25 protein-coding genes and 3 pseudogenes are annotated in these 25,704 nt (G+C 67.7%); 1 reads left to right on the forward strand and 27 read right to left on the reverse strand.

Going from position 1 to position 25,704, the window contains the following annotated elements:
- Positions 1-2: 2 nt before the first annotated feature.
- The 22 genes and pseudogenes from rpsH to rpsL all read right to left on the reverse strand — a co-directional run bounded on the left by rpsH (position 3) and on the right by rpsL (position 13,508).
- Positions 3-401 (reverse strand): 30S ribosomal protein S8, encoded by a 399-nt coding sequence (gene rpsH, locus ACOOE8_RS17835; protein WP_420392746.1) that lies wholly within the window; start codon positions 399-401, stop codon positions 3-5.
- Positions 402-411: 10 nt separating this feature from the next.
- A complete protein-coding gene (gene rpsN / locus ACOOE8_RS17840) occupies positions 412-717 on the reverse strand; it encodes a 30S ribosomal protein S14 (protein ID WP_420392747.1) in 306 nt (101 codons plus the stop codon).
- A gap of 2 nt (positions 718-719) precedes the next feature.
- Positions 720-1,316 (reverse strand): 50S ribosomal protein L5, encoded by a 597-nt coding sequence (rplE, locus tag ACOOE8_RS17845; RefSeq protein ID WP_420394738.1) that lies wholly within the window; start codon positions 1,314-1,316, stop codon positions 720-722.
- 4 nt (positions 1,317-1,320) lie between these two features.
- Complete coding sequence (rplX, locus tag ACOOE8_RS17850; protein ID WP_420392748.1) at positions 1,321-1,635, reverse strand: 50S ribosomal protein L24; 315 nt, start codon at positions 1,633-1,635, stop codon at positions 1,321-1,323.
- A gap of 1 nt (position 1,636) precedes the next feature.
- Positions 1,637-2,005 (reverse strand): 50S ribosomal protein L14, encoded by a 369-nt coding sequence (rplN, locus tag ACOOE8_RS17855; RefSeq protein WP_420392749.1) that lies wholly within the window; start codon positions 2,003-2,005, stop codon positions 1,637-1,639.
- A complete protein-coding gene (locus ACOOE8_RS17860; protein WP_420392750.1) occupies positions 1,986-2,300 on the reverse strand; it encodes a hypothetical protein in 315 nt (104 codons plus the stop codon). Before ACOOE8_RS17860 ends, rplN begins: the two co-directional genes overlap by 20 nt.
- A gap of 279 nt (positions 2,301-2,579) precedes the next feature.
- A pseudogene (gene rpsQ, locus ACOOE8_RS17865) lies at positions 2,580-2,807 on the reverse strand (30S ribosomal protein S17); the annotation flags it as partial.
- Complete coding sequence (rpmC, locus tag ACOOE8_RS17870; protein WP_420392751.1) at positions 2,800-3,018, reverse strand: 50S ribosomal protein L29; 219 nt, start codon at positions 3,016-3,018, stop codon at positions 2,800-2,802. The gene rpmC and the pseudogene rpsQ, both read right to left, overlap by 8 nt.
- Positions 3,015-3,428: a 50S ribosomal protein L16 gene (rplP, locus tag ACOOE8_RS17875; RefSeq protein ID WP_420392752.1), complete on the reverse strand. Its 414-nt coding sequence runs from the start codon at positions 3,426-3,428 to the stop codon at positions 3,015-3,017. The genes rpmC and rplP overlap by 4 nt, the downstream gene beginning before the upstream one ends.
- Complete coding sequence (rpsC, locus tag ACOOE8_RS17880) at positions 3,428-4,147, reverse strand: 30S ribosomal protein S3 (protein WP_420392753.1); 720 nt, start codon at positions 4,145-4,147, stop codon at positions 3,428-3,430. The genes rplP and rpsC overlap by 1 nt, the downstream gene beginning before the upstream one ends.
- On the reverse strand, positions 4,147-4,527 hold the full coding sequence (gene rplV / locus ACOOE8_RS17885; RefSeq protein WP_420392754.1) for a 50S ribosomal protein L22: 381 nt from the start codon (positions 4,525-4,527) through the stop codon (positions 4,147-4,149). Before rplV ends, rpsC begins: the two co-directional genes overlap by 1 nt.
- Positions 4,527-4,805, reverse strand: a complete 279-nt coding sequence (rpsS, locus tag ACOOE8_RS17890; protein WP_420392755.1) for a 30S ribosomal protein S19 — start codon at positions 4,803-4,805, stop codon at positions 4,527-4,529. The genes rplV and rpsS overlap by 1 nt, the downstream gene beginning before the upstream one ends.
- Before the next feature lie 97 nt (positions 4,806-4,902).
- Positions 4,903-5,739, reverse strand: a complete 837-nt coding sequence (gene rplB, locus ACOOE8_RS17895) for a 50S ribosomal protein L2 (RefSeq protein WP_420392756.1) — start codon at positions 5,737-5,739, stop codon at positions 4,903-4,905.
- Between the two features lie 3 nt (positions 5,740-5,742).
- Complete coding sequence (locus ACOOE8_RS17900; RefSeq protein ID WP_420392757.1) at positions 5,743-6,039, reverse strand: 50S ribosomal protein L23; 297 nt, start codon at positions 6,037-6,039, stop codon at positions 5,743-5,745.
- A 382-nt stretch (positions 6,040-6,421) separates the two neighbouring features.
- Positions 6,422-7,033 (reverse strand): annotated as a pseudogene (rplD, locus tag ACOOE8_RS17905) (50S ribosomal protein L4); the annotation flags it as partial.
- Between the two features lie 251 nt (positions 7,034-7,284).
- Positions 7,285-7,971: pseudogene (rplC, locus tag ACOOE8_RS17910) on the reverse strand (50S ribosomal protein L3); the annotation flags it as partial.
- An 8-nt stretch (positions 7,972-7,979) separates the two neighbouring features.
- The gene (rpsJ, locus tag ACOOE8_RS17915) at positions 7,980-8,285 is read right to left on the reverse strand and encodes a 30S ribosomal protein S10 (RefSeq protein ID WP_075219904.1); all 306 of its coding nucleotides are present in this window, start codon (positions 8,283-8,285) and stop codon (positions 7,980-7,982) included.
- 226 nt (positions 8,286-8,511) lie between these two features.
- Positions 8,512-8,982, reverse strand: a complete 471-nt coding sequence (locus ACOOE8_RS17920; protein WP_420392758.1) for a hypothetical protein — start codon at positions 8,980-8,982, stop codon at positions 8,512-8,514.
- 106 nt (positions 8,983-9,088) lie between these two features.
- Entirely contained in the window at positions 9,089-10,279 is a 1,191-nt protein-coding gene (gene tuf / locus ACOOE8_RS17925; protein WP_420392759.1) for an elongation factor Tu, read from the reverse strand.
- Positions 10,280-10,425: 146 nt separating this feature from the next.
- Positions 10,426-12,501 carry an elongation factor G gene (fusA, locus tag ACOOE8_RS17930; protein ID WP_420392760.1) on the reverse strand — a complete coding sequence of 692 codons (2,076 nt, stop codon included), beginning with the start codon at positions 12,499-12,501 and terminating at the stop codon, positions 10,426-10,428.
- A gap of 65 nt (positions 12,502-12,566) precedes the next feature.
- The gene (gene rpsG / locus ACOOE8_RS17935) at positions 12,567-13,037 is read right to left on the reverse strand and encodes a 30S ribosomal protein S7 (RefSeq protein ID WP_420392761.1); all 471 of its coding nucleotides are present in this window, start codon (positions 13,035-13,037) and stop codon (positions 12,567-12,569) included.
- A gap of 99 nt (positions 13,038-13,136) precedes the next feature.
- Positions 13,137-13,508, reverse strand: a complete 372-nt coding sequence (rpsL, locus tag ACOOE8_RS17940) for a 30S ribosomal protein S12 (protein ID WP_420392762.1) — start codon at positions 13,506-13,508, stop codon at positions 13,137-13,139.
- Positions 13,509-14,030: 522 nt separating this feature from the next.
- On the opposite strand from rpsL, the gene ACOOE8_RS17945 reads away from it, so the two are divergent.
- The gene (locus tag ACOOE8_RS17945) at positions 14,031-15,059 is read left to right on the forward strand and encodes a phytanoyl-CoA dioxygenase family protein (protein WP_420392763.1); all 1,029 of its coding nucleotides are present in this window, start codon (positions 14,031-14,033) and stop codon (positions 15,057-15,059) included.
- Between the two features lie 29 nt (positions 15,060-15,088).
- Here the strand turns inward: ACOOE8_RS17945 and ACOOE8_RS17950 are convergent, their stop codons facing one another.
- The 5 genes from ACOOE8_RS17950 to rpoB form a co-directional block, all read right to left on the reverse strand.
- Positions 15,089-16,141 (reverse strand): phytanoyl-CoA dioxygenase family protein, encoded by a 1,053-nt coding sequence (locus ACOOE8_RS17950; RefSeq protein WP_420392764.1) that lies wholly within the window; start codon positions 16,139-16,141, stop codon positions 15,089-15,091.
- Positions 16,142-16,364: 223 nt separating this feature from the next.
- A complete protein-coding gene (gene rpoC, locus ACOOE8_RS17955) occupies positions 16,365-20,576 on the reverse strand; it encodes a DNA-directed RNA polymerase subunit beta' (protein WP_420392765.1) in 4,212 nt (1,403 codons plus the stop codon).
- Positions 20,573-21,334, reverse strand: coding sequence for a sulfotransferase family protein (locus ACOOE8_RS17960; RefSeq protein ID WP_420392766.1), 762 nt, complete (start codon positions 21,332-21,334; stop codon positions 20,573-20,575). The genes rpoC and ACOOE8_RS17960 overlap by 4 nt, the downstream gene beginning before the upstream one ends.
- Complete coding sequence (locus ACOOE8_RS17965; RefSeq protein ID WP_420392767.1) at positions 21,335-21,556, reverse strand: hypothetical protein; 222 nt, start codon at positions 21,554-21,556, stop codon at positions 21,335-21,337.
- Positions 21,557-21,562: 6 nt separating this feature from the next.
- Positions 21,563-25,702: a DNA-directed RNA polymerase subunit beta gene (gene rpoB, locus ACOOE8_RS17970; protein ID WP_420392768.1), complete on the reverse strand. Its 4,140-nt coding sequence runs from the start codon at positions 25,700-25,702 to the stop codon at positions 21,563-21,565.
- Between the last annotated feature and the right edge of the window lie 2 nt (positions 25,703-25,704).

Below are 25,704 nucleotides of genomic sequence, written 5' to 3' on the forward strand. Positions count from 1 at the left end.
TCCTAGAATACCTGGCACAGCACCTCGCCGCCGACGTTCGCGTCGCGCGCCTGGTGCTCGCTCATGACGCCCTTCGACGTCGACAGGATCGAGATGCCGAGGCCGTCGCGCACCCGCGGCAGCGTCCCCACCGAGGAGTACACCCGCCGGCCGGGCTTGGACACCCGCTTGATCTCGCGGATCACCGGCGCGCCGTCGTAGTACTTGAGCTCGATCTCGATCTCCGAGCGCCCGTTGTCGTGCGTCGTCACCGCGTAGCCGCGGATGTAGCCCTCGGACTTCAACACGTCGAGCACGGTGGTGCGGAGCTTCGAGCCCGGCGTCTGAACCGAGGAGCGCTTGCGCATCTGCGCGTTGCGGATGCGCGTCAGCATGTCGCCGAGGGGATCGGTCAGGTTCATGGCTGCCCCCCTACCAGCTCGACTTCACGAGGCCCGGGATCTTGCCGTCCGACCCAAGGTCGCGCAGCGCGATGCGGCTCATGCGAAGCTTGCGATAGTACGCCTTGGGCCGGCCCGTCACGTCGCAACGGTTCTTCACCCGGTTCGGCGCGGAGTTGCGCGGCAGCTCGGCGAGCTTCAGCTGCGCGGCGAAGCGCTCCTCCATGGGAGCGTCCTGGTTGCGCGTCACCCCGCGCAGCTCGGCGCGCTTCGCCGCGTACTGGTCGACCAGCCGACGGCGCTTGGCGTTGTTCTCGATCTTGCCCTTCTTGGCCATGCCTATGTCCTCGTCGACGCGTCGCGGAACGGAAAGTTGAACAGGCGCAGCATCTCGCGAGCCTCGTCGTCCGTCCTTGCCGTGGTCGTCACGATGATGTCCATGCCCCAGACCTGATCGACCTTGTCATAGACGATCTCGGGGAACACCAGGTGCTCCTTCATGCCGGTCGCGAAGTTGCCGCGACCGTCGAACGACTTGGGGTTCAGCCCGCGGAAGTCCTTCACCCGCGGCAGCGCGATGGTCACGAACCTGTCCAGGAACTCATACATGCGTTGGCGGCGCAACGTGACCTTGCAGCCGAGCGGCATGTTCTCGCGAACCTTGAAGTTCGCGATGGAGTTCTTCGCCCGCGTCACCACCGGCTGCTGGCCGGCGATGAGCGCGAGGTCGCGCAGCGCGGACTGCACCTTGCGCGAGTCCGCCACCGCCTCGCCGACCCCCATGTTGAGCACGACCTTGTCGACGCGCGGCACCATCATCGGGTTCTTGTAGGCGAACTTCTCCATCAGCCCCGGGACGACCTTCTCCCGGTAGAGCTTGACGAAGCGCGGCTCGTAGCCCTGCGGCAGGCCAGAGGTCGTCTCCGGCGCGTCCATCACGTCAGCCATCGATGAGCTCCCCCGAGCGCTTGGCGAAGCGCACCTTCTTGCCGCCCTCGAAGCGGAAGCCGACGCGGGTCGGCTTGCCGTCCTTGGGATCCTCGTGGGCAAGGTTCGACAGGTCGATCGGTCCGGCCTTCGGGATGATGCCACCCTCCGACTTCGCCGACTGGCGCGTATGGCGCTGCACCGTGTTGACCCCGGACACCGTCGCGCGGCCGCGCTTGGGGTCGACCGAGAGCACCTCCCCCGACTTGCCCCTGTCGCGACCGGCGAGCACGATGACGCGGTCGCCCTTCTTCACCTTGGCGGCCATGTCAGAGGACCTCCGGAGCGAGCGAGATGATCTTCATGTGGTTCGACTGCCGCAGCTCGCGCGGCACGGGCCCGAAGATGCGCGTGCCGATCGGCTCCTTGTTGTTGTTGATGAGGACGGCCGCGTTGCCGTCGAAGCGGATGACGGAGCCGTCCGCGCGCTTGATGTCCTTGGCGGTGCGCACCACCACGGCCTTGGCGACGTCGCCCTTCTTGACGCGCCCGCGCGGGGACGCCTCCTTGATCGACACGACAATGATGTCGCCGACCGAGGCGTACTTGCGCTTCGACCCGCCCAGCACCTTGATGCACATGACCCGGCGTGCGCCCGAGTTGTCGGCGACGGCGAGGTTAGTCTGCATCTGAATCATTGGTCTTCTTTCCTTGGAACACGTGTGTAACGTGAACTCGACGTTCAATGAGGTTGAGTACGAACTCCTGAACCTCCCTCCGCAGCTTGGTCAGCCCGCTATGTGGACGGTACCGCTGCCGTTCGTCATCCCATTCCTGTTCGACCTGGTAGATCGATGTCTTGCCATCGTTCAGCCAGTCGATGAACAAGCGCCCACACGCCTGACATCGAACCACCCTGATCGCCCGAGCAAGTAGTTCCCCATACGGATCGCCGGCCGTATCGTGTTCAGTGAAGTCCTTTTCGGAGGCCATCTTGTAGACATGCTCGTCGGCGTCGCCTTGGTCCCTAACCACCGAGCCGCACTCACAGCGCCACCTCGGCATACTTTCCCCACCACGTCGGTTGCCCTCACCGAGCGCGAATGCGGCCGGCGCCCGCCCGCCCTAGGCGTCGGCGCCACTCCCAGCCTCGGCTGCGGCGCGCTTCCCCGCCTCCTCTGCGGCGGCGGCATCCGCCCCGTGGGCCATCGCATCGGCAGCTGCGGCCTGCGCCGCGGCGTCGGAGAGGATGAGCTCGCCCGCCGGCGTCAGCGCGCCGATGACGCGCCAGGACTTGGTCTTCGACAGCGGCCGGCACTCCTCGATGCGCACCCGGTCCCCTTCGCCGTAGCGGTTGGTCTCGTCGTGCGCGTTGTAGCGCTTGGTGCGCCGCACGGTCTTCTTGAGGAGCGGATGCGCGAAGCGGCGCTCCACCGTCACCACGATGGTCTTGTTGCCCTTCGCGGACGCGACGATCCCCTCGAGCTGTCGCTTAGGCATTCGTCGTCTCCTTGGCCGCAGCCTCGCGGCGGCGTTGGCCGAGCACCGTCTTGATGCGCGCGATGTCGCGCCGCACCAGGCGCACCCGCCCGGTGTTCTCGAGCTGCCCCGTGGCGGCCTGGAAGCGCAGGTTGAACTGCTCCTTCTTCAGGTCGCGGAGCGCGTCGACGAGCTCGTCCGACGTCTTGGCGCGCACGTCCTCGGCCCTCATTCCGGCACCCTCTGCACGACCTTCGTCTTGATCGGCAGCTTCGCCCCGGCGAGGCGGAACGCCTCCCGCGCGATGTCCTCGGCGACGCCGTCGATCTCGAACATGATGCGGCCGGGGTGGACGCGCGCGGCCCAGTACTCCACGGACCCCTTGCCCTTGCCCATGCGCACCTCGGTCGGCTTCTTCGACACCGGGACGTCCGGGAAGATGCGGATCCACACGCGGCCCTGACGCTTCATGTGGCGCGTCATGGCACGCCGCGCCGCCTCGATCTGGCGCGCGGTCACCCGCTCCGGCTCCAACGCCTTCAGGCCGTAGGCACCGAAGTTCAGGTCGAACCCGCCCTTCGCCTCGCCGTGGATGCGACCCTTGTGTTGCTTGCGGAACTTCGTCCGCTTTGGCTGCAGCATTAGCCTCGGTCCCTGTCCTCGCTGCGGCGGCGGCCCGACGAGCCCTGGTTCGCCGCTTCGGTGGCGCGGCGCTCCGACGCCATCGGGTCGTGCTCGAGGATCTCACCCTTGAAGATCCAGACCTTGACGCCGCATACGCCGTAGGCGGTCTTCGCCTCGGCCGTCCCGTAGTCGATGTCGGCGCGCAGCGTGTGCAGCGGCACGCGGCCCTCGCGGTACCACTCGGTGCGCGCGATCTCCGCACCGCCGAGCCGGCCGCCGCAGTTGATGCGGATGCCGCCGGCGCCCATGCGCATCGCCGTCTGTACCGCGCGCTTCATGGCGCGGCGGAACGCGATGCGGCGCTCGAGCTGCTGCGCGATGGACGCAGCCACCAACGTGGCGTCGATCTCGGGCTTGCGCACCTCGACGATGTTGATGTGGACCTCGGAGTCCGTCATCGCCGCGACGCGCTTCCTCAGCTTGTCGATGTCGGCGCCCTTCTTGCCGATGACGACGCCGGGGCGCGCCGAGTGGATCGTCACCCGGCACTTCTTGTGCGGCCGCTCGATGACGACCTTCGATATCGCGGCCTGCTTCAGGTCGCGCATCAGGGCCCCGCGGATCTTCAGGTCCTCGTGCAGGAGCCGGCCGTACTCGTTGCCCTCGGCGTACCAGCGCGAATCCCAGGTGCGGTTGATGCCGAGGCGCAGCCCGACCGGCGAAACCTTGTGTCCCATCAGGCGGCCTCCTCGACTTCGCGCACCACGATGGTGAGGTGCGAGAACGGCTTGTGGATCGACCCGACCTTGCCCCGCCCGCGGGGCGAGAAGCGCTTCATCACAAGCGCCTTGCCCACGTAGGCTTCCTTGACGACGAGCGCGTCGACGTCGAGGTCGTGGTTGTTCTCGGCGTTGGCGATGGCCGACTCCAGCGTCTTCCTCACGTCGCCGGAGATGCGCTTGCGGCTGAACTCCAGCTCCGCGAGCGCCTTCGCCACCGGCTTGCCGCGGATCAACGCCGCCACGAGGTTGAGCTTCTGCGGCGAGATGCGGATCATCTTGTTGACCGCCCGCGCCTCGGTGTCGGCGAGGTCGCGCGGCCGCTTGGCCTTGCCCATTACTTGCGCCTCGCCTTCTTGTCGGCACCGTGACCGTAGTACGTGCGCGTCGGCGAGAACTCGCCGAACTTGTGCCCCACCATGTCCTCGGTCACGAGCACCGGCACGTGCTTCTGCCCGTTGTAGACGCCGAACGTCAGCCCCACGAAGTGGGGCAGGATCGTCGAGCGGCGCGACCAGATCTTGATGACCTCGTTGCGCCCACCCTCGCGGACCTTCTCCGCCTTCTTCAGAAGGTACCCGTCGATGAACGGGCCTTTCCAAACCGAGCGCGTCATAGCTTCATCCAAACAACAGTGCGTACTTCCAGCCGAGGCCGGTCACCAGGACGGCAAAGCCCGCCCAAACCCACCAGGGCGCCTTTGCCATCCGACATCACTTCTTCCGTGCGTGGCGCGAGCGGACGATGTACTTGTCCGTCGCCTTGTTGGAGCGGGTGCGCTTGCCCTTGGTGGGCTGGCCCCACGGCGTCACCGGGTGGCGGCCGCCCGAGGTTCGGCCCTCGCCGCCGCCGTGCGGGTGGTCGATCGGGTTCATGGCGACGCCGCGGGTCTGCGGCCTGCGGCCGAGCCAGCGCGAGCGGCCCGCCTTCGACAGGTTGATGTTGCCGTGGTCGGGGTTCGACACCGCACCCACGGTCGCCATGCAGGCGCCCGGGACGATGCGCTGCTCGCCCGACTGCAGGCGCAGCACCGCGTAGGGCCCGTCGCGGCCGACGAGCTGCGCGTAGGTGCCGGCCGATCGCGCGATCTGCCCGCCCTTCATCGGCTTCATCTCCACGTTGTGGATGATCGTGCCCACCGGGATCGACGCCAGCGGCATCGCGTTGCCGGGCTTCACGTCCACCCGCTCGCCGGCCACCACGCGGTCGCCCTCGCCGAGGCGCTGCGGCGCGAGGATGTAGGCGAGCTCACCGTCCTCGTACTTGATGAGGGCGATGAAGGCCGACCGGTTCGGGTCGTACTCGAGCCGCTCGACGGTGGCCGACATGCCGAACTTCGCGCGACGCTTGAAGTCCACCATGCGGTAGGCGCGCTTGTGGCCGCCGCCGCGGTGGCGGCTCGTCTTGCGGCCGCGGTTGTTGCGCCCGCCGGACTTGGTCAGCCCCTCGGTCAGCGACTTGACGGGATCGCCCTTGTAGAGCCCGTCGCGCTTGACGATGACGAGCTGGCGCTGGCCCGGCGAGGTGGGGTTGAAGTGCTTCAGTGCCATGGATCAGAGCCCCGTCGTCACGTCGATGTTCTGGCCGTCGGCGAGCGTCACCACCGCGTGCTTCACGTCCGACTGACGGCCGCGAATGCCGCGGAAGCGCTTCATCTTGCCCTTGCGCACCAGCGTGTTGACCGCCGTCACCTTGACCGAGAAGAGGGCCTCCACGGCCGCCTTGATCTGCGGCTTCGACGCGGTCTTCGCGACGCGGAAGACGACCTGGTTGTTCTCCGACGCCTCGGTGGACTTCTCGGTGATCACCGGCGCCACGACGACGTCGTAGTGGTTGAGCGCGATGGCCATCAGCGGGTCCCCTCGGCGCCGGTATCACCCGGCGCGTCGTCCGCGTCCACCTCGGACGGACCGGTGTCCTCGAGCGTGGCGCCGCGCGGGGCATCGCCCCCCTCCTCCACCGGGATGCCGCCAACGAGCCCCGTCGGCCCGCATCCTCCGCATCGGTGGGCTCGGGCGCATCGGTGGGCTCGGGCGCATCGGTGGGCTCGGGCTCCTCGCCGCCCTGGCCGCCGCCGGTCGCCCCGGCGAGCGCACCGGCCATCGCCGCCGCCCCGGTCGCCATCGCGGCGCCCGCGAGCGCAGCGACGTCCGCCGCCGGGGACGGCACCGCCGCGGCACCCTGCGGCCCGCCGTCGTCGGCTGTGTCAGGCGTCCCGTTGGCGCCGGAAGCGAACCGTGCCTCGATGCCCTCCAGCGCGGCACGCGTCAGCACGAGCTTCTCGCGACGCAGGATGTCGTAAACGTTGAGCCCCGCCACCGGGAGCACGTCGATGAGCGGGATGTTGCGCGCGGCCTTCGCGAAGACGGCGTCCACCTCGCCGTCGATGATGAGCGCGTTCGCCAGGCCGAGGGCCGCGAACTGCGTCCGCAGGGCCTTCGTCTTGATGGCCTCCACCGCCGCCCGGTCGATGATGATGAGTTCATCGCTGCGCGCCTTGGCCGACAGCGCGTGCTTGAGGCCAAGCGCGCGCACCTTCTTCGGCAGGTCGATGGCGTGGCTGCGCGGCTTCGGTCCGTGCGGCTTCGCGCCGCCGCGGAACTGCGTCGCCTTCTTGTCGGAGTGGCGGGCGCGACCCGTCCCCTTCTGGCGGTACATCTTCTTACCGGTGGCGTTGATCTCGCCGCGCGACTTCGTGGCGTGCGTGCCCTGCTGCCGCTTGGCAAGCTGCCAGCGCACGACCCTGTGGAGGATGTCCGCCCGGGGCTCGAGGCCGAACGTCGCCTCGGGCAAGCTGACGGTGCCCTGGGTCTCGCCGGTGAGGGTCCTGACCTCGATGTCCATCACGAGCGGTCCTTGTTGTCGTCGGCGGCGTTGACGTCGGCCGACGCCCCCTCCGGCGCGTTCACCGCATCGGGCGAGTTCGGCGTGCCCTCCATGGGCTCGCCGTCGGCCGCGTTCTTGCCCGCCGTCTCAACGGTGCCGGCGGGCGCGTCGGCCGCCGGGTCCTGAGGCTCGTTGACGAGCGCAGCCTCGTCCACCGGAGCTGCGGGAGCGGCATCCTGCGCCGTCGGCTCGGGGTCGCGCTCGGGCATGCGGAACGCGCCGGGGCTCGGCGCCTCGGCCGGTGCCGCGCGCTTCACCGCATCGCGCACAACGATCCACGAGTTCGTCGCGCCCGGCACCGCCCCGGCGACCAGGATGAGCCCGCGCTCGACGTCCGCACGCACGACCTTGAGGTTCTGTGTGGTGACGCGGACCTGGCCCATGTGGCCGGCCATCTTCTTGCCCTTGAAGATCTTGCCCGGGTCCTGGCACTGGCCGACCGAGCCGTGGCTGCGGTGCGAGATCGACACGCCGTGCGAGGCGCGCAGGCCGCCGAAGTTGTGCCGCTTCATCGCGCCGGCGAAGCCCTTGCCGATGGACGTTCCGGTGACGTCGACGAACTGGCCGGGCACGAAGTGGTCGGCGGTGATCTCCGCGCCCACCTCGATCAGCGCGTCCTCGCCAACGCGGCACTCCACGAGCTTGCGCTTGGGCTCGACGTTCGCCTTGGCGAAGTGGCCGCGCATGGCGCGGGTGGTGTTCTTCGCCTTGGCGCGGCCGGCGCCGAGCTGCAGCGCGGTGTAGCCGTCGCGCTCGGCGGTGCGGTGCGCCACCACCTGGCAGCCGTCGAGGGACAGCACCGTCACCGGCACGTGCTCGCCGGCCTCGTTGTAGACGCGCGTCATGCCGAGCTTGCGGGCGACGACGGAGGAGCGGTTCTGGACGGTGGTGGGCATCGACGGACCTAGAGCTTGATCTCGACGTCGACGCCGGCCGCAAGGTCGAGCTTCATCAGCGCGTCGACGGTCTGCGGGGTCGGATCGACGATGTCGAGGAGCCGCTTGTGGGTGCGGATCTCGAACTGCTCGCGGCTCTTCTTGTCGATGTGCGGCGAGCGGTTGACGGTGTAGCGCTCGATGCGCGTGGGCAGCGGCACGGGCCCGCGCACCTGCGCGCCGGTTCGTCGCGCGGTCTGCACGATCTCGCGCGTGGAGCTGTCGAGCACGCGGTGATCGAACGCCTTCAGGCGAATGCGAATGTTCTGGTTCATCGATCTTCTTTTGCACCCGCCGGAACGGACAAAGCGGCGTACCCGGCCTCCGTCTGGATCGGCCGACACGCCTTATGTCAACTGGATTGGCTTGTCGCCCCGCTCCCGGGGCGTCGGCCTACCTAATCGAAGGTCGCCGGGATTGCCAGCCCCCTTGGCCGGAAAATGACGAAACGATAACGTCGGCGTGGTGAGCTACCGCGGGTCCCGTCGCCCCTGCCGAGCACTACTCTTTGAAGGACGGGTATGCCTTCCCGGCAACCTCTATCACGACGTTGCACGCGATTAGGTCGCTTTGGATCGTTGGGTCTGATCCCCAAGCCTCGCCAGAAGCCGCGTAGTTATTCTTCATTCGCGAATGATAAAGCTTCGCAATCCTATCGACGTCGTCAACGACGTACTTGGTCATCGCATCCAGGTCGGCCGCAGCGCCATGCACTCGAAGGGTTGTTGCGACACGCGTTAACAGCACGACTAACTGCTGCGAATTTTGCTGGAGTTGCAGCGGCAGAAAGGCTCCCCCGTAATCAAGCACACCTAAATGCAGTCCGGCGCATCGTTCAAACGCATACGAAGCGTTCAGTTGCTCAGGAGGTCGTTGGAGGTACCTTTGAAGCGGTTCCAATTCTTGCTGCGCGTACGCCGGGCAAACTACGATCCCGGCGAGGGCTGCAACGAGGCAACCAAGGAACTTCAAGCCCCTCTTTCACAGCTCCTTGTGCCAAATAACTGCATCATCGTTGATACGAAAAAAGGGCGCCGCCCAAGGCGACGCCCCCGCTCGACCGAACGATATTGTGCCGCTACTCGACGATGGAGGCCACAACGCCGGCGCCGACGGTGCGGCCGCCCTCGCGGATCGCGAAGCGGAGCTGCTCCTCCATCGCGATCGGGTTGATGAGCTCGACGTTGATCTCGACGTTGTCGCCGGGCATCACCATCTCGGTGCCCTCGTTCAAGGTCACGACGCCCGTCACGTCCGTCGTCCGGAAGTAGAACTGCGGACGATAGTTCGTGAAGAACGGCGTGTGACGGCCACCCTCCTCCTTGGTGAGGATGTAGGCCGACGCCTTGAACTTCTTGTGCGGCTTCACCGAGCCGGGCTTGCACAGCACCTGACCGCGCTCGACGTCGTCACGGCCGACGCCACGCAGCAGCGCGCCGATGTTGTCGCCCGCCTGCCCCTGGTCGAGCAGCTTGCGGAACATCTCGACGCCGGTGACGGTCGTCTTGGCGGTGTTGCGGATGCCGACGATCTCGACCTCCTCGCCCACCTTGACGATGCCGCGCTCCACCCGGCCCGTCACCACCGTGCCGCGACCGGAGATCGAGAACACGTCCTCGATGGGCATCAGGAACGCGCCGTCGATGGGACGGTCGGGCTGTGGGATGTAGGCGTCCACCTCCCGCATCAACGCGAGCACCGCGTCGTGGCCCATCGCCTTGTCGGAGTCCTCGAGCGCCGCAAGCGCCGACCCCTTCACGATGGGGATGTCGTCGCCCGGGAACTCGTAGAGCGACAGGAGCTCGCGCACCTCGAGCTCGACGAGCTCCAACAGCTCCTCGTCGTCCACCTGGTCGACCTTGTTGAGGAAGACCACGATGGCCGGCACACCCACCTGACGGGCGAGCAGTATGTGCTCGCGGGTCTGCGGCATGGGACCGTCGGCGGCCGACACGACCAGGATCGCGCCGTCCATCTGCGCCGCACCCGTGATCATGTTCTTCACGTAGTCGGCGTGGCCCGGGCAGTCGACGTGGGCGTAGTGCCGGTTCTCGGTCTGGTACTCCACGTGCGCCGTCGAGATCGTGATGCCGCGGGCCTTCTCCTCGGGCGCGGCGTCGATCTGATCGTACGCCTTGTAGGTTGCGCCGCCCGTTTCCGCCAGCACCTTCGTGATCGCCGCTGTCAACGAGGTCTTGCCATGGTCGACGTGACCGATGGTGCCGATGTTGAGGTGCGGCTTGTCGCGGGTGAACTTCTCCTTCGCCATTGGCGATTCTCCACTGTCCTCTTGGGTCTGGCGCGGACGCTAGATGCTGGGTTGGCGCGGCCCCGAAAGGGCCGCTGAGGGAAGAAGGGCCGCCCTTCAGCGACCCCAACCTCCGCGGTCCGGCACGCCGGACCCGCGGAGTGTCGTCAGGCGTACTTCGCCTGAACTTCGTCGGCCACGGCTTGGGGCACCTGCTCGTAGTGGCTGAACTGCATGGTGTACTGTGCCCGTCCCTGCGTCATGGAGCGCAGGTTCGACACGTAGCCGAACATGTTCGCGAGCGGGACGAAGGCGTTCACCACCGTCGCGACGCCGCGCGTCTCGGTGCCCTGGATCTGGCCACGGCGGGAGTTGATGTCGCCCATCACGGTGCCGGCAAAGTCGTCGGGGCCCACCACCTCGACCTTCATGATCGGCTCGAGGAGCTTGGGCCGCGCCTTCTGGCAGCCCTCGCGGAAGGCCGCGCGGGCGGCGATCTCGAAGGCGAGCACCGAGGAGTCGACGTCGTGGAACGCGCCGTCGATGAGCCGCGCCTTGATGTCCACCATCGGGAAGCCCGCGATGGGGCCCGACGTCATCACCGAGGCGATGCCCTTCTCGACGCCCGGAACGTACTCCTTCGGCACCGAGCCGCCCACGACCTCCGACACGAACTCATAGCCCGCGCCGATCTCGTTCGGCTCGATGACGAGCTTCACCCGCGCGAACTGGCCGGTGCCGCCGGTTTGCTTCTTGTGCGTGTAGTCGATCTCGGCAGCCTGCGTGATCGTCTCGCGATAGGCGACCTGCGGCTGGCCGATGTTCGCCTCGACCTTGAACTCGCGCTTCATGCGGTCGACCAGGATGTCGAGGTGCAGCTCGCCCATGCCGGAGATGATCGTCTGGCCGCTCTCGAAGTCGGTCTTGACCCGGAACGAGGGGTCCTCGGCGGCGAGGCGGTTGAGCGCGAGGCCCATCTTCTCCTGATCGGACTTCGTCTTCGGCTCGATGGCGATGTCGATGACCGGCTCGGGGAACTCCATGCGCTCCAGGATCACCGGCGCGCTCGGGTCGCTCAGCGTATCGCCGGTGGTCGTCTCCTTGAGGCCGGCGAGCGCCACGATGTCCCCGGCGTAGGCGATCTTGATCTCCTCGCGCGAGTTGGAGTGCATCTGCAGCATCCGCCCGACGCGCTCGCGCTTCTCCTTCACCGTGTTGAGCACGCCCGTCCCCTGCTCGAGCACGCCCGAGTAGATGCGGCAGAAGGTGAGCGTGCCGACGAACGGGTCGTTCATCACCTTGAAGGCGAGCATGGCGAGCGGCGCCTCGTCGGAGGAGCGGCGCTTCACCTCCTCCTCGGTCTTCACGTCGATGCCGCGGATCGACTCCACGTCCACCGGCGAGGGCAGGTAGTCCACGACGGCGTCAAGCAGCGGCTGCACGCCCTTGTTCTTGAAGGCAGATCCCGCGAAGATCGGGGTGAAGATCGACTCGATGGTCCCCTTGCGGACCATCGCCTTGAGCGTGTCCTCGTCGGGCTCGGTTCCCTCGAGGTATGCCTCCATGGCGGCCTCGTCCATGTCCACCGCCGCCTCGATTAGCTTCTCACGGTACTCCTTCGCCCGATCGACCATGTCGGCCGGGATGTCGACGTAGTCGAACTTCGCGCCCAGCGACTCGTCGTGCCAAATGATCGCCTGCATCTTCACGAGGTCGACGACGCCCTTGAAGTCGATCTCGGAACCGATGGGCAGCTGCATGACAAGCGGACGCGCGCCGAGCCGCGACTCGATCATCTCGAGGCAGCGGAAGTAGTCCGCGCCGGTCTTGTCCATCTTGTTGACGAAGATCATGCGCGGCACGCGGTACTTGTCCGCCTGGCGCCACACCGTCTCGGTCTGCGGCTCGACGCCGGCGTTGGCGTCGAGCAGCGCGATGGCGCCGTCGAGCACGCGCAACGAGCGCTCCACCTCGATGGTGAAGTCGACGTGGCCCGGCGTGTCGATGATGTTGAGCCGCTTGTCGTTCCAGAAGCAGGTTGTCGCGGCAGACGTGATCGTGATGCCGCGCTCCTGCTCCTGCTCCATCCAATCCATGGTCGCGGCGCCCTCGTGCACCTCGCCCATCTTGTGGCTGCGGCCGGTGTAGAACAGGATCCGCTCTGTCGTCGTCGTCTTCCCGGCGTCGATGTGCGCCATGATGCCGAAGTTGCGGTAGTCTTCAATCTTGTGCGTGCGGGCCATGTTGCTCGAGCTCTTCGGGTCCGGGCGACCTTCCGTAAGGTCGGCGACGAGTGTCAGGGGGCGTGCTACCAGCGGTAGTGCGAGAAGGCGCGGTTGGCGTCCGCCATCTTGTGGGTGTCTTCCCGCTTCTTCACCGCGGTGCCGCGGTTGTTGGCGGCGTCCATCAGCTCGCCTGAGAGCCGGTCGACCATCGTCTTCTCGTTGCGCTTGCGCGCCGCGGTGATGAGCCAGCGGATGGCGAGCGCTTGGCGGCGCTCGGGTCGGACCTCGACGGGGACCTGGTACGTGGCGCCGCCGACGCGACGGGAGCGCACCTCGACCTGAGGCGCGACGTTGGACAGCGCATCGTGGAACATCTGGATCGGGTCGGTGCGCGCCTTCGACTGACAGATGTCGAGCGCGCTGTAGACGATCTTCTCGGCCGCCGACTTCTTGCCGTCGTACATGATGGCGTTCATGAACTTCGACAGCGTGACGTCCCCGAACTTGGGGTCCGGCAGGACTTCACGCTTCTCGGCGCTGTGACGACGCGACATCGGTTCCCTCGCGCTCCCTCGTTCGTCGGTCCCGCTGCAGCGCGGATCCCCGACGCCTCTTCGTTCCTTCCGCCGCTGACGTCCAGGCGGCGGAAGCCCTCACTTAGGCCGCTTCGCCCCATACTTGGAGCGCCGTTGCCTGCGGTTCTTCACGCCCTGCGTGTCGAGCACGCCGCGCAGGATGTGGTACCGCACGCCCGGCAGGTCCTTGACGCGTCCGCCGCGGATCATCACCACGGAATGCTCTTGCAGGTTATGCCCCTCACCCGGGATGTAGCCGATCACCTCGTAGCCGTTGGTGAGGCGAACCTTCGCCACCTTGCGCAGCGCCGAGTTCGGCTTCTTGGGGGTCGTGGTGTAGACGCGCGTGCACACCCCCCGCTTCTGCGGGTTCGCCTCCATCGCCGGCACCTTGTTGCGCTTGACCGGCGCCACCCGCGGCTTGCGGATCAACTGGTTGATCGTCGGCATCCATCCTCACACGCGGCCCACGCCGCAAACGTCTCAGCGAGCTCCCAGCGCTCGCCTATCGCATCGCCTGGCTGGCTCGTCGCACCGCGATGTCACGGTGCAGGCCAGGGCGCCGCACGGCGCCATCCTCAGGCATCGTCCAGCGACCAACGGACAAACGCGCCGACCGACCCCTCGAGACGGAGGCCAGCTGCGGCGCGGTGCATAGCCGGGTCGAGGCAGTGCCCGCCCGACCTCCAAACGGGGTACCGGACAGCGTTTCGAGCGCGAGCCGAGAAGCCCGGGGACGACGGCCTGCCGTTCGGTTGCCGTGGACATAAAGGCTGCATTCAAGACCGTCAAGCCTCGCGCTGCGTGCGGAAGGATGGACGCCGTCCGCGACGCGGTGACCGCTTCGCTCGGGCGGGACCGCCGAGCGCGCACGTGGCCGCCGGCCGGGGACGAGGCAAGGAGCTTTTGCGTGGACGTTTCCGGGGCTAGGCTGAGCGTCGACACTCCACCGCTGTTCTACGGACGCTGCCGATGACCCTCTTCGATGTCGTTCGCGTGCCGCTCGCCGCACCGGCGGTGCTGACGGCGCAGAAGTCCTTCCGGAAGAACCCCGTCATCGGGTCGCGGCGGCTGAACGCCATCGGCCTCCACCGCCGCCGCGTGTCACTCGCCGCAGCGCTCGCGCGGCGGCGTAGGGCCGCCCTGGCGCCTCGCCTTGATCCCGCCGAGCGCGCCGCGTTCGACCGCGATGGCATCGTGGTGCGGAACGACGCCCTGCCCCAGGATGTCTTGAGCCGCGTGCGCGAGGAGCTCGCCACGGTGCCGCGCCGTGCGTGGGAGATGCGGCAGGGGCAGACGGTCAACCGCGTGATGCCGCTTCCGACCGGCGGTTCGGCCGTGGCCGAGCTCTCCCGCTTCGTGCGCCGCTCGGACGTGCGCGACCTCGTCGGCTACGCCGCCGGCCGGACCGGGCACGTCCTCGCCATGCTTCAGACCATCGCGGTGGACCCGACGTCCGGCGGGGCGGACCCCCAGGCGATGGTCCACGCTGACACCTTCCACCCGACCGCCAAGTTCTGGCTGTTCCTCGACGAGGTCGGCCCCGATGACGGCCCGTTCGCCTACGCGCCGGGCTCCCATCGCTTGACCCCAGAGCGGCTGGCCTTCGAGGACGAATCCGCGCGCACCGCGGCGGACGCTGCGGATCCGCACCACGCCGCCGGCTCCTTCCGCCTGCCGGAGGAACGCCTCGAGGCGCTGGGCTATGCGCCGCTCAAGACGCTCACGGTGCCGGCGAACACCTTCGTCGTCGCGGACACGTTCGGCTTCCACCGCCGCTCACCCAGCGCCAGGCCGACCGTGCGCGTCTCGCTCTACGGCATCGCCCGCCGCAACCCCTTCCATCCCTGGAACGGGCTCGACCCCATGGACCTGCCGCTCCTGCGCGATCACGCCATGCGCTTGCACCTTGCGACCGAGGACGCGCGTGCCCGGTTCGGCCGACGCACGGTCTACCGCAGCGTCGGCCCCGTGCTCGCCGGGGCTGCGCCGGCGGCCTGACCCGCCCGGTGGCCGATCGGCAGCGCGGCTCAGGCGTCGTCCCGCGCGAGCCGCGTCGCCGGCTCGCCGGCGAGGCGCTCGCCCATGGGAACGTACTTCGAGGGCCGCCCGCGGCGCGCCGCGCGGTCGCGCATGGCGAACGACAGCCACACGAGCCGTCCCTCGATCCCAGGCAGCTCCGCAGGGTCCACCCCGTTCCACGGGACGAACGGGTTGCGCCGCAGCATGCCATGGATCTCGGTGCGCACCGTCGGCCGCGTGGTCGGCGTGCGGCGATGGAAGCCGTAGGTGTCGGCGACCACCAACGTGTTGGCCCGCACCGGCAGGGTGACGAGCCGCCCGTAGCCGAGCGCAGCGAGCTGGTCCTCGCTCATCCGGAAGGACCCCGAGGCGTGGTGCGCGTCGGCAACCTGCGTCGCGACGACCGCCTCGTCGTGCTCCCACTGAAGGCGCTCAGGCGTCAGGCGGTGCGAGCCCGGCACGTACGAGAACGGACCGTCATCCTCGCCCACATCGTGCAGGAACAGCCAGAACTTCGCCGTCGGGTGAAACGTGTCGGCGTGGAGCGTGTTCTGCGGGTCCGGCGCCTGGGGATCGGGGTCGTTCGCGATCGTCTGGAGCACCGGGTTGTACGCGCCGGTGCGGCCGGCGACGTAGCCGACGAGGCGGCGCACCTTCGGCCCACGAACGTAGGCGCGCGCAGCGGCCGCGGCCGAGCCGTCGTCGCGCGCGGGCAGCGGCATCAGCCGGGTCACGGCGTGGCCCTGGCGCATCTCCCATGCACGGCGCGGACGCGTCGCCACCTCCTCGACGAACCTTGCGAAGAGGTCCGGCGGCAGCGCGTCCTCACGGACCACGAAGCCGTCGCGGTCGAACGCGGTGCGCTCAGCCGGGGTGAGCCCGTCCGCAAGCGCGGCGCGCCGTCGCCAGGACATGGCGTGCGCCGTGGCCACGCGCCAGCGGTGCAGACCGCGCGCATTGAGCCTGCGCGATCCGATGACCCGGTTCGCTGCGAAGTTCTTCTGCCCGGACACGATCGCCGGCGCGGCGAGCGGCAGGCCGACGACGTCGAGCACCTTCATCCCTGAACTCCTCAACGGGACCGCCCACGGCGGCGCGCGCTGCGAGGGAATGAAGCGTCGCCGCCCCCGCGAGCGCAAGAGAAACGTGAGGAGCCGACGGGAGGTCCAACCGACGTCGGATCCCTCGGCTCGGCTCAGGCGCTTGAGGCTAGGCGCGGCCTCAACGAGGAAGGGCCCGCGATGGCGGAGCCCTTCGTGATCAAGCAGCTTGTACAGGAGCGGATCACTCTCCCGGCACGCCCTCCTCCTCGCGCATGTCCTCGATCATCGCTGCAGCCTCCCGCGCCTCCTGAGCGGCCCGGGTCTGCTCAGCGATGAGGTCGTCGCGCATCGCCGCCACCTCGCGGATGCGGGTGATCATGCCGCCTGTGCCCGCCGGGATGAGGCGGCCGACGATGACGTTCTCCTTCAGCCCCTCGAGCTGGTCGGCCTTGCCCGACACCGCCGCCTCGGTCAGCACCCGCGTCGTCTCCTGGAACGAGGCGGCCGAGATGAACGAGCGCGTCTGCAGCGAGGCCTTGGTGATGCCGAGGAGCACCGGCACGCCCTGTGCCGGCTTCTTGCCGTCCGCGGTGAGGTCGTCGTTGAGCTCGTCGAGCTCCTGACGGTCGAGCTGCTCGGCGCCGAGGAGGTCGCTGTCCCCGGGATCGGTGATCTCGACCTTCTGCAGCATCTGCCGGACGATCACCTCGATGTGCTTGTCGTTGATGCCGACGCCCTGCAGGCGGTAGACCCCCTGGATCTCGTTGACCAGGTAGGCGGCGAGCGCCTCCACGCCGTGGATCGCCAGGATGTCGTGCGGTGCCGGGTTGCCGTCGAGGATGTAGTCGCCCTTCTCGACGGGGTCGCCGTCCTGCAAGTGAATGTGCTTGCCCTTCGGCACCATGTACTCGATCGGCTCGAGCCCGGAGGCAGGACCCGGGTCGATGATGATGCGCCGCTTGTTCTTGAAGTCCTTGCCGAAGCGCACGGTGCCGTCGATCTCGGCGATGATCGCGTTGTCCTTCGGACGGCGCGCCTCGAAGAGCTCCGCGACGCGCGGCAGACCGCCGGTGATGTCGCGCGTCTTGGCACTCTCCAGCGGGATGCGCGCGAGCACGTCGCCGGCGTTGACCTCGTTGCCGGTGTCGACCGAGAGCACCGTGTCCACCGACAAGAGGTAGCGTGCCTCGCCGCCGCGGGCGAGCTTGGCCACCTTGCCGTCCGGGCCCTTGACGACGACCGAGGGGCGTAGCGAGGCGCCGCGGGTGTGGGTGCGCCAGTCGGTGACGATGCGCTTGGTGATGCCCGTCGCCTCATCCGCCGCCTCCGACACCGAGATGCCGTCGACGAGGTCCTCAAAGTCGACGGTGCCCTGGACCTCGGTGAGGATCGGGCGCGTGTAGGGGTCCCACTCGGCGATGCGCTGGCCGCGCCGGATCTCGTCGCCCTCGTCGACGTGGAGCCGCGCGCCGTAGGTCAGCTTGTAGGACGCACGCTCCGCCCCGTCGGCGTCGATGACGGCGACCTGAACGTTGCGCCCCATCACCATGAGGTTGCCGTCCGAGTCGCGCACCACGTTGCGGTTCTTCATCGCGATCGTGCCCTCGAAGGAGGACTCCACGAACGAGGAGTCGACCACCTGGGCCGTCCCGCCGATGTGGAACGTGCGCATGGTGAGCTGCGTGCCGGGCTCGCCAATGGACTGCGCGGCGATGACGCCCACCGCCTCGCCCATGTTGACCGGCGTGCCGCGCGCGAGGTCGCGCCCGTAGCACGCGCCGCAGACGCCGTTGCGCGTCTCGCAGGTGAGCACCGAGCGGATCTTGAGCGACTGGACGCGAGCTGCCTCCATCGCATCGACGTCCTTCTCGTCGAGCAGCGTGCCGGCCTTGGCGATCAGCTCGCCGGTGGCGGGGTTGTTCACGTCCTCCGCCGCGGTGCGACCGAGCACGCGGCTACCGAGCGTCGCGATCACCTGTCCAGCGTCGACGATGGGCTCCATCGTGATGCCGCGGGTGGAGCCGCAGTCGAGCTCGTTGATGATGGAATCCTGCGCCACGTCCACCAGGCGGCGCGTGAGGTAGCCCGAGTTCGCCGTCTTCAGCGCGGTGTCGGCGAGGCCCTTGCGCGCGCCGTGCGTGGAGTTGAAGTACTCCAGCACCGTCAGCCCCTCCTTGAAGTTGGAGGTGATCGGCGTCTCGATGATCTCGCCCGACGGCTTCGCCATCAGCCCGCGCATCGCCGCGAGCTGCCGCATCTGCGTCGGCGACCCACGCGCGCCCGAGTGGCTCATCATGTAGACCGAGTTCATCTGCTTGGTGCGGCCGTTCTCATCCTTGTCGACCGCGGAGATGCGCTTCATCATCTCATCGGCGACGCGGTCGGTGCACTTTGCCCAGGCGTCGATGACCTTGTTGTACTTCTCGCCCTGGGTGATCAGGCCGTCGAAGTACTGCTGCTCGAACTCCTTGGCGAGCTCGGCGGTCTCGTCCACCAGGGCGTACTTCGACTCCGGAATCACCATGTCGTCCTTGCCGAACGAGATGCCGGCCTTGAACGCGTTGGTGAAGCCAAGGCTCATGACGCGGTCGCAGAAGATCACCGTCTCCTTCTGACCGGTGCCGCGGTACACGGTGTCGATCACCTTGGAGATGTTCTTCTTCGTCATCAGCTGGTTGCAGACGTCGAAGGGAACCTTCGGCGAGCGCGGCAGGAGGTCGCCGATGAGCGCGCGCCCCGGCGTCGTCTCGTGGATCTGCGAGACCGGGTTGCCGTCCTCGTCGACGGTCTTGTAGCGCACCTTCACCTTGGCGTGGACCGTCGTCACCTTGGCGTCGAGCGCGTGCTGCAGCTCGGCCATGGAGCCGAACGTCAGCCCCTCACCCGGCTCGCCGTCCGCCATGATCGAGAGGTAGTACAGACCGAGCACGATGTCCTGCGATGGCACGATGATCGGCTGACCGTTCGCCGGGTGCAGGATGTTGTTGGTGCTCATCATGAGGACGCGCGCCTCGAGCTGCGCCTCCAGCGACAGCGGCACGTGGACCGCCATCTGGTCGCCGTCGAAGTCCGCGTTGAACGCGGTGCAGACCAGCGGGTGGAGCTGGATCGCCTTGCCCTCGATGAGCTTCGGCTCGAACGCCTGGATGCCGAGACGGTGCAGCGTCGGCGCGCGGTTGAGCAGCACCGGGTGCTCGCGGATGACCTCGTCGAGGATGTCCCAGACCTCGGGCTTCTCCTTCTCGACGAGCTTCTTCGCCTGCTTGACGGTCGAGGAGTAGCCCTTGGCGTCGAGCCGCGAGTAGATGAACGGCTTGAACAGCTCGAGCGCCATCTTCTTCGGCAGCCCGCACTGGTGCAGCTTGAGCTCGGGGCCGACCACGATCACCGAACGGCCGGAGTAGTCCACCCGCTTGCCGAGGAGGTTCTGGCGGAAGCGGCCCTGCTTGCCCTTGAGCATGTCCGACAGCGACTTCAGCGGCCGCTTGTTGGCGCCGGTGATGACGCGGCCGCGCCGGCCGTTGTCGAACAGCGCGTCGACGGACTCCTGCAGCATCCGCTTCTCGTTGCGGATGATGATGTCGGGAGCGCGCAGCTCGATCAGCCGCTTCAGACGGTTGTTGCGGTTGATCACGCGCCGGTAGAGGTCGTTGAGGTCCGAGGTCGCGAACCGGCCGCCGTCGAGGGGCACCAGCGGACGAAGGTCCGGCGGAATGACCGGGATGACGGTCATCACCATCCACTCCGGCCGGTTGCCCGACTCGAGGAACCCGTCGACGATCTTCAGCCGCTTGGCGAGCTTCTTGGGCTTCAGCTCCGACGTCGACTCGGCGATCTCCTTGCGCAGGTTCTCGCGCTCGCGCTCGAGGTCGAGCTGGAGGAGGAGCTCGCGGATCGCCTCGGCGCCGATGAGCGCGGTGAACGTTTCCCCATGAGTGTCCTGCAGGTCGAGGAACTCGTCCTCCGACAGGAGCTGCCCGCGCTTGATGTCCGTCACCATGCCGGGATCGGTCACGATGTAGGATTCGAAGTAGAGCACGCGCTCGAGGTCCTTGAGCGTCATGTCGAGCAAGAGCCCGATGCGCGAGGGCAACGACTTCAGGAACCAGATGTGCGCGACCGGCGCGGCGAGCTCGATGTGTCCCATGCGCTCGCGCCGCACGCGGCTCAGCGTCACCTCAACACCGCACTTCTCGCAGATGACACCCTTGAACTTCATCCGCTTGTACTTGCCGCACAGGCACTCGTAGTCCTTGATGGGACCGAAGATGCGCGCGCAGAACAGGCCGTCCCGCTCGGGCTTGAAGGTGCGGTAGTTGATCGTCTCGGGCTTCTTGATCTCGCCGAAAGACCACGAGCGGATCTTCTCCGGGCTCGCGATGGAGATCCGGATCCTGTCGAACGTCTGGGTGGGTGCCTGCGTGTTGAACAGGTTCATCACTTCCTGGTTCATCCGGCTCTCCTTTCGCCCGTCTGGGCCGTATTGATCGCGCTCTGCATCAGCGCCGCGTAGCTTGCCGTGTCGGCGTTGAGGCAGACGTACTGCCGAACCGCCTCATCGCGCGGCGCCACCTTGGTGGCGACGATCCGCGCCGTCTCGCTAAGGTCGTCCACGGGCCGCACGAACCGCATGCCGACGCCCAAGGCTGCGAGCAGCGCACCGATCGCGCCGCCCGCCATCATCGTCTCGTAGGCGACGACCGTGATCCTCATCCCGTCCGCGAGCGCCTCCGCGGTCGCCCGCACGCTCCGGTTCCAGTCGTCCACCGCCCGGCGATGGTCGAACGGCCAGCGGTCCGCCACATCGTCAGCGCGACCCTGGTAGCTTTCGGCGACGGACACGGGGTTTCGCAAGACATAGACGATGTGGGCATCCGCGAACCGTTCCGCCAGCATGGGGTAGGCGCGGAAGATCGGCGGGTACTTGTCACCGATCATGCGCGCCGCCTCGACCTTCCCGCCGGGATCGACCCCCACCCAGTGGGGGTTAGGCCCCTCGTCCATTCCAGGCGGCTCGTCGTGCGTATCGCCCGGCTCGATCGACAGGAACCGGTCCATCTCGAAGTGCGCCGGCGTCAGTTCCCCCCGCTCGATGACCCGGTAGTACCGCTCGTTGCCAATCAGCACGTCCGAATGACGGTTGAGCAGGCGGGTCAGCGCCGTCGTGCCCGACCGCGGACACCCTCCCACGAAGACGAGCTGCCGCCTCACTCAGTCGACGATGTCCAGCCGCCGCTCGATCCGGTCCACGCGCTGGGCAAGCTGGGCAAGTTCCCGATCCTGCCGGTGCTCGCTGTTGATGAGCGCCACAAGATGCCCGTCCATGCGGAGGACGCGCGACCCCAACCGGGTCAACCCCTCCTCCACCTGCTGCAGCCGCTCGTGCATCCGCTCGAGCAGCTCATACATCAGCTCGTTCGTGACCTCGGCCATCAGCTCCTACTCCGCCGCGAGCTTCCTCGCGTCGATGTCGTTGTTGATGACCATGTCGCGCTCCACGTCGGTCAGCTCGACGTTGAGGCCCAGCGAGCGGATCTCCTTGACGAGCACGTTGAAGCTCTCCGGGATGCCGGCCTCGAACGTGTCGTCGCCACGCACGATCGACTCGTAGACCTTCGTGCGGCCGGCCACGTCGTCGGACTTCACGGTGAGCATCTCCTGCAAGGTGTACGCCGCACCGTAGGCCTCCAGCGCCCACACCTCCATCTCGCCGAAGCGCTGGCCGCCGAACTGCGCCTTGCCGCCCAGCGGCTGCTGGGTGACCAGCGAGTAGGGGCCGATGGAGCGGGCGTGGATCTTGTCGTCCACCAGATGATGCAGCTTCAGCATGTAGATGTAGCCCACCGTCACCGGCCGGTCGAACTGCTCGCCGGTGCGACCGTCGTAGAGCATCGACTGGCCGCTCTCCTCAAGCCCGCCCTTCCTCAGGAGCTCGACGATGTCGGCCTCGCGCGCGCCGTCGAACACCGGGGTCGCGATGGGCACGCCGCGCGATAGCTGCTCGCCGAGCCGAAAGACTGAATCGTCGTCGTACTCGGCGATGGGCTCGGAGGTGCCGCCGTCGTAGATGTCGAGGAGGTGCGTTCTCAGCTCCTGCGACGACCCTGCCTCGCGCCCGAGCCGCACGAGCTCACCGATCTTCCTGCCGAGGCCGGCGCACGCCCAGCCAAGGTGCGTCTCCAGGATCTGGCCGACGTTCATGCGGGACGGCACGCCGAGCGGGTTCAGCACGATGTCGACGTGCGTGCCGTCCTCGAGGAACGGCATGTCCTCCACCGGCACGATCTTCGACACCACGCCCTTGTTGCCGTGACGGCCCGCCATCTTGTCGCCCGGCTGGATCTTGCGCTTCACCGCCACGAAGACCTTGACCATCTTCATGACGCCGGGCGGCAGCTCGTCACCGCGCTGCAGCTTCTCGACCTTGTCCATGAAGCGCTCCTCGAAGCGCCGCTTGGCCTCGTCGTACTGCGTGCGCATGGCCTCGACGTCCGCCTGCAGCGCCTCGTCGGCGAGGGCGAACATCCACCACTGGGAGCGCGGGGTGTCGTTCAGCACCGCTTCGGTGATCGTCGAGTCGGCGGTGAACCCGCGCGGGCCCGACACCGCGGTCTGCCCCGTCAGGATCTCCCGCAGCCGAGCGAACGTGTTGCGGTCGAGGATCGCCTGCTCGTCGTCGCGGTCCTTGGCGAGGCGCTCGATCTCCTCGCGCTCGATGGCCTGGGCGCGCTCGTCCTTTTCGATGCCGTGCCGGTTGAACACGCGCACCTCGACGATGGTGCCGGTGACGCCCGGAGGCACCCGCAGCGAGGTGTCGCGCACGTCCGAGGCCTTCTCGCCGAAGATCGCGCGCAGGAGCTTCTCCTCCGGCGTCATCGGGCTCTCGCCCTTCGGCGTGATCTTGCCCACCAGGATGTCGCCCGCCTGCACCTCGGCGCCGATGTAGGCGATGCCCGCCTCATCGAGGTTCCTAAGCGCCTCCTCCGAGACGTTCGGGATGTCGCGGGTGATCTCCTCCGGCCCGAGCTTGGTGTCGCGGGCGGCGACCTCGAACTCCTCGATGTGGATCGAGGTGAACACGTCGTCGGAGACGATGCGCTCGGAGAGCAGGATCGAGTCCTCGAAGTTGTAGCCGTTCCAGGGCATGAACGCGACGAGCACGTTGCGGCCGAGCGCGAGGTCGCCGAGCTCGGTCGACGGGCCGTCGGCGATGATCTCGCCCTTGGCCACCTGATCGCCGACCCGCACCAGCGGCCGCTGGTTGACCGTGGTGTTCTGGTTCGACCGCTGGAACTTCATGAGCTGGTAGATGTCCACCGCGCTCTTCGTCGGATCGAGCTCCTCCGTGGCGCGGATGACGATGCGCGCCGCGTCCACCTGGTCGATGATGCCCGCACGGCGCGCGCCGATGGCAGCGCCGGAGTCGCGCGCGACGATGGGCTCCATCCCGGTGCCGACGAGCGGCGCCTCGGCGCGGACGAGCGGCACCGCCTGCCGCTGCATGTTCGAGCCCATCAGCGCGCGGTTGGCGTCGTCGTTCTCGAGGAACGGGATCAGCGCCGCCGCCACCGAGACGAGCTGCTTGGGGCTGACGTCCATGTAGTCGATGCGGTCGGCCGGCATCATGGACACGTCGCCGGAGTGGCGCGCCACGGTGAGCTCGTCCACAAAGCGGCCGTCCTCGAGCAGCGGCGCGTTCGCCTGGGCGACCGTGTGCTTCTGCTCCTCCATCGCCGAGAGGTAGACCACCTCGTCGGTGACCTGACCGTTCGCCACCTTCCGGTAGGGCGCCTCGATGAAGCCGTACTTGTTCACCCGGGCGAACGTCGCGAGCGAGTTTATGAGACCGATGTTCGGGCCCTCGGGCGTCTCGATGGGGCAGATGCGGCCGTAGTGCGTCGGGTGCACGTCGCGCACCTCGAAGCCCGCGCGCTCGCGCGTCAGGCCGCCCGGACCCAGCGCCGACAGGCGCCGCTTGTGCGTCACCTCCGACAGCGGGTTCGTCTGGTCCATGAACTGGGAGAGCTGCGAGGAGCCGAAGAACTCGCGCACCGCCGCCGCCGCGGGCTTTGCGTTGATGAGGTCCTGCGGCATCACCGTCTCGATCTCGACGGACGACATGCGCTCCTTGATGGCGCGCTCCATCCTGAGGAGCCCCAGGCGGTACTGGTTCTCCATCAGCTCGCCCACCGAGCGCACGCGCCGGTTGCCGAGGTTGTCGATGTCGTCGATCTCGCCCTTGCCGTCGCGCAGGCCGATGAGCGTCTTGATGACGGCCATGATGTCCTCCTTGCGCAGCGTGCGCTGCGTGTCGGGGGCATCAAGGTCGAGGCGCATGTTCATCTTCACCCGACCGACGGCAGACAGGTCGTAGCGCTCGGGGTCGAAGAACAGCGAGGCGAACATGTTCTCGGCGGTGTCGATGGTGGGAGGCTCGCCGGGGCGCATGACGCGATAGATGTCGAAGAGCGCCGCCTCGCGCGTCTCGTTCTTGTCCGCCGCGAGGGTGTTGCGGATGTAGGCGCCCTTGGTGACGTGGTCGATGTCGAGGACGGTGATCTCCTGAAGCCCCGTCTCCAGGAGCTTGGCGAGGCTCTTCTCGTCGAGCTCGTCGCCCGCCTCGGCGTGCACCTCGCCCGTCTCGAAGTTGACGATGTCGTCGCCGAGGTAGCGCCCGTAAAGGTCGTCGTCCGACACGCGCAGCGCCTTGACCCCGCGCTCTTCGAGCTGGCGAATGGTGCGCCCGGTGATCTTGCGCCCCTCCTCGATGACGAGCTCGCCGGTGTCCGCGTCGACGAGGTCGGTCGTCGCCTTCATCCCCTTGAGGCGATCGCCGTCGAAGGGCATGCGCCATCCGTCGCCGTCGCGCATGTAACTGACGCGGTCGTAGAAGGTGTGCAGGATCTCCTCGGGCGAGAAGCCGAGCGCCATCATCAGGCTCGTCACCGGGATCTTGCGGCGCCGGTCGATGCGGGCGTGCACGATGTCCTTGGCGTCGAACTCGATGTCGAGCCATGAGCCGCGGTACGGGATGACCCGGCCGGCGAACAGCAGCTTGCCGGAGGAATGCGTCTTGCCCTTGTCGTGGTCGAAGAAGACGCCCGGCGAGCGGTGCATCTGGCTGACGATGACGCGCTCGGTGCCGTTGACGATGAACGTCCCGTTGTCCGTCATGAGCGGCATGTCGCCCATGTAGACGTCCTGCTCCTTGAACTCCTTCGGGCTCTTGGCGCCGGTGTCCTCGTCGACGTCGAACACCACGAGGCGCAGCTTGACCTTGAGCGGCGCGGCGTAGGTGATGTCGCGCTGCCGGCACTCATCGACGTCGAACTTGGGCGCCTCGAACTCGTAGTCCACGAACTCGAGCATCGCAGTGCCAGCGAAGTCGGAGATCGGGAACACGGAGCGGAACACGCCCTCGAGCCCCTCGTCGCCGCGGCCCTCTTCGGGCTTGTCCACGAGCAGGAACTGGTCGTAGGACGCCTTCTGAACCTCGATGAGGTTCGGCATCTCCGTGACCTCACGGATCGAGCCGAAGTACTTGCGAACCTGCTTGCGACCGCTGAACGCCTGCGTCATGT

The organism is Acuticoccus sp. (assembly GCF_965213555.1).
Classification (GTDB): domain Bacteria; phylum Pseudomonadota; class Alphaproteobacteria; order Rhizobiales; family Amorphaceae; genus Acuticoccus.

Coding starts and splice junctions, on each gene's coding strand:
- rpsH (WP_420392746.1), bottom strand. CDS start 401: ATGAACCTGACCGATCCCCTCGGCGACATGCTGACGCGCATCCGCAAC.
- rpsN (WP_420392747.1), bottom strand. CDS start 717: ATGGCCAAGAAGGGCAAGATCGAGAACAACGCCAAGCGCCGTCGGCTG.
- rplE (WP_420394738.1), bottom strand. CDS start 1,316: ATGGACGCGCCGGAGACGACCTCTGGCCTGCCGCAGGGCTACGAGCCG.
- rplX (WP_420392748.1), bottom strand. CDS start 1,635: ATGGCCGCCAAGGTGAAGAAGGGCGACCGCGTCATCGTGCTCGCCGGT.
- rplN (WP_420392749.1), bottom strand. CDS start 2,005: ATGATTCAGATGCAGACTAACCTCGCCGTCGCCGACAACTCGGGCGCA.
- ACOOE8_RS17860 (WP_420392750.1), bottom strand. CDS start 2,300: ATGGCCTCCGAAAAGGACTTCACTGAACACGATACGGCCGGCGATCCG.
- rpmC (WP_420392751.1), bottom strand. CDS start 3,018: ATGAGGGCCGAGGACGTGCGCGCCAAGACGTCGGACGAGCTCGTCGAC.
- rplP (WP_420392752.1), bottom strand. CDS start 3,428: ATGCTGCAGCCAAAGCGGACGAAGTTCCGCAAGCAACACAAGGGTCGC.
- rpsC (WP_420392753.1), bottom strand. CDS start 4,147: ATGGGACACAAGGTTTCGCCGGTCGGGCTGCGCCTCGGCATCAACCGC.
- rplV (WP_420392754.1), bottom strand. CDS start 4,527: ATGGGCAAGGCCAAGCGGCCGCGCGACCTCGCCGACACCGAGGCGCGG.
- rpsS (WP_420392755.1), bottom strand. CDS start 4,805: ATGACGCGCTCGGTTTGGAAAGGCCCGTTCATCGACGGGTACCTTCTG.
- rplB (WP_420392756.1), bottom strand. CDS start 5,739: ATGGCACTGAAGCACTTCAACCCCACCTCGCCGGGCCAGCGCCAGCTC.
- ACOOE8_RS17900 (WP_420392757.1), bottom strand. CDS start 6,039: ATGGCCATCGCGCTCAACCACTACGACGTCGTCGTGGCGCCGGTGATC.
- rpsJ (WP_075219904.1), bottom strand. CDS start 8,285: ATGAACCAGAACATTCGCATTCGCCTGAAGGCGTTCGATCACCGCGTG.
- tuf (WP_420392759.1), bottom strand. CDS start 10,279: ATGGCGAAGGAGAAGTTCACCCGCGACAAGCCGCACCTCAACATCGGC.
- fusA (WP_420392760.1), bottom strand. CDS start 12,501: ATGGCCCGCACGCACAAGATTGAAGACTACCGCAACTTCGGCATCATG.
- rpsG (WP_420392761.1), bottom strand. CDS start 13,037: ATGTCGCGTCGTCACAGCGCCGAGAAGCGTGAAGTCCTGCCGGACCCC.
- rpsL (WP_420392762.1), bottom strand. CDS start 13,508: ATGCCGACGATCAACCAGTTGATCCGCAAGCCGCGGGTGGCGCCGGTC.
- ACOOE8_RS17945 (WP_420392763.1), top strand. CDS start 14,031: ATGACCCTCTTCGATGTCGTTCGCGTGCCGCTCGCCGCACCGGCGGTG.
- ACOOE8_RS17950 (WP_420392764.1), bottom strand. CDS start 16,141: ATGAAGGTGCTCGACGTCGTCGGCCTGCCGCTCGCCGCGCCGGCGATC.
- rpoC (WP_420392765.1), bottom strand. CDS start 20,576: ATGAACCAGGAAGTGATGAACCTGTTCAACACGCAGGCACCCACCCAG.
- ACOOE8_RS17965 (WP_420392767.1), bottom strand. CDS start 21,556: ATGGCCGAGGTCACGAACGAGCTGATGTATGAGCTGCTCGAGCGGATG.
- rpoB (WP_420392768.1), bottom strand. CDS start 25,702: ATGACGCAGGCGTTCAGCGGTCGCAAGCAGGTTCGCAAGTACTTCGGC.